Source organism: Fructilactobacillus sp. X7R4C1 (assembly GCF_059901115.1).
In genome coordinates, this window is record NZ_JBWXVD010000021.1 from 1 (window position 1) to 270 (window position 270).

Annotated in this window: 1 protein-coding gene; it reads right to left on the reverse strand. The window is 51.5% G+C overall.

Annotation, left to right across the window (positions count from 1 at the left end):
• A partial coding sequence (locus AC6UC9_RS06990) for an ATP-binding domain-containing protein (protein ID WP_500701544.1) occupies window positions 1-270 on the reverse strand: 270 nt, incomplete at both ends.

A 270-nucleotide genomic window follows, 5' to 3' on the forward strand; every position in this document is an offset into this window, starting at 1 on the left:
GCTAAGAGCACCCGAAAGTCACCAAAAAAGATGAATTGCTGCTGGGTGCGCGTCAACGCCGTATAAAAGCTTTGGGCGTTGAGCATCATGTCGGCGCCGTTGACAATGGCAATAACGCTATCTGCCTGCCCACCTTGGGCCTTATGCACCGTAATCGCATAAGCCAGCGTCAAATCGCGCGGCACGCTGCCAAAACTGTAGTAACAATATTGCTGGCCGATTTGGACCACAACAAAATGGCGTTTGGTATCAATATGGGCTACCACCCCT